This window comes from Chelatococcus sambhunathii (genome assembly GCF_001418005.1).
Classification (GTDB): Bacteria; Pseudomonadota; Alphaproteobacteria; order Rhizobiales; family Beijerinckiaceae; genus Chelatococcus_A; species Chelatococcus_A sambhunathii.
Window position 1 is genome coordinate 1 of record NZ_LIOL01000034.1, and the last position, 1,035, is coordinate 1,035.

Consider the following 1,035-nt stretch of genomic DNA (forward strand, 5'->3'; position numbering starts at 1 on the left):
CCCGCTTCGACAAGACGGCGGAAAACTTCCTCGCCGCCGTGAAGCTCGCGTCCATCCGCATCTGGCTACGCGGTTATGAGTCTACGGCCTAGAGGTCAGCGTTTCTCGTACTCGGCAACGATCCTAGAGGTTAAAATGGCGGGGGCAAAGACGGAATTCCTTTCAGGCAAGGCGTTGCATGATGCAATTGCGGAAATAGCGAAATCGGAGCGCTTGTATTGTGCGGTTGCCTTTTGGGGAGATGGGGCAGATTCGCTGATTGGCCAATTCGACGGTCGGGATATTAAAATTATATGCAATCTGAATCATATTGGAACGAATCCGCGCGTCATTGGCAAATTTCCATTGGAATATGTGCGGCGGTTGGATGATCTTCATGCCAAAGTGTACATTGGCGACACCCATATCGTGGTGACGTCGGCCAATGCGTCACGAAACGGAATTGATCTGGGAGGCATTAGGGGCGCGCGCTGGGTTGAGGCTGGGATTCGCATCCCTTGCGAAAGGCAGATAATTGACTGGTTCAATGGTCTTTGGGAGGAGAGCGCTTCTATAAGTGAAAAGGATATCGAGTTGGCGATATCTCTTTGGGATCAAGAATCAAAGAAGTTTCCACCCCCTAGGCTCTTGGATTCTGTTGTATACTCTGCATCCGGAGGAAATAGGTATCCGACGCGAAGCGCCGCTTTTCGATTCTTCGGGGCCGTGCCTCGTAATGTGCGATGGAGCTGGTCTGCAAGGAATGAAAAGGATAAAATTCTTGTTATAACATTGTGGGAGGATGAAGTCAGAAACGGGGATTCAGTTGATATCACGCCCGGAAAGTATAAGAGACATGGGGCGAGGGAATTAATAGGAAATCTGCGTTGGGCTAAAGAGAACTGCGGCGGAGATGTTAGGGTTGTATGGCTGAAGAGGGCAGACGGAGGCGAGGGGAGCGCTAGGCCGTAGACTCATAACCGCGTAGCCAGATGCGGATGGACGCGAGCTTCACGGCGGCGAGGAAGTTTTCCGCCGTCTTGTCGAAGCGGGTGG

1 protein-coding gene and 2 pseudogenes are annotated in these 1,035 nt (G+C 52.0%); 2 read left to right on the forward strand and 1 reads right to left on the reverse strand.

The genetic code is table 11. The features are described from left to right. Positions 1–92, forward strand: a pseudogene (locus ASC46_RS21145) (IS5/IS1182 family transposase); the annotation flags it as partial. Between the two features lie 43 nt (positions 93–135). Then, entirely contained in the window at positions 136–951 is an 816-nt protein-coding gene (locus ASC46_RS21465) for a phospholipase D family protein (protein WP_141659740.1), read from the forward strand. Here the strand turns inward: ASC46_RS21465 and ASC46_RS21150 are convergent. After that, positions 941–1,035 (reverse strand): annotated as a pseudogene (locus ASC46_RS21150) (IS5/IS1182 family transposase); the annotation flags it as partial. The gene ASC46_RS21465 and the pseudogene ASC46_RS21150 overlap by 11 nt on opposite strands.

What these genes read in the sequence shown, in the direction of transcription:
- ASC46_RS21465 (WP_141659740.1), top strand. Translation starts at nt 136, where the DNA reads ATGGCGGGGGCAAAGACGGAATTCCTTTCAGGCAAGGCGTTGCATGAT.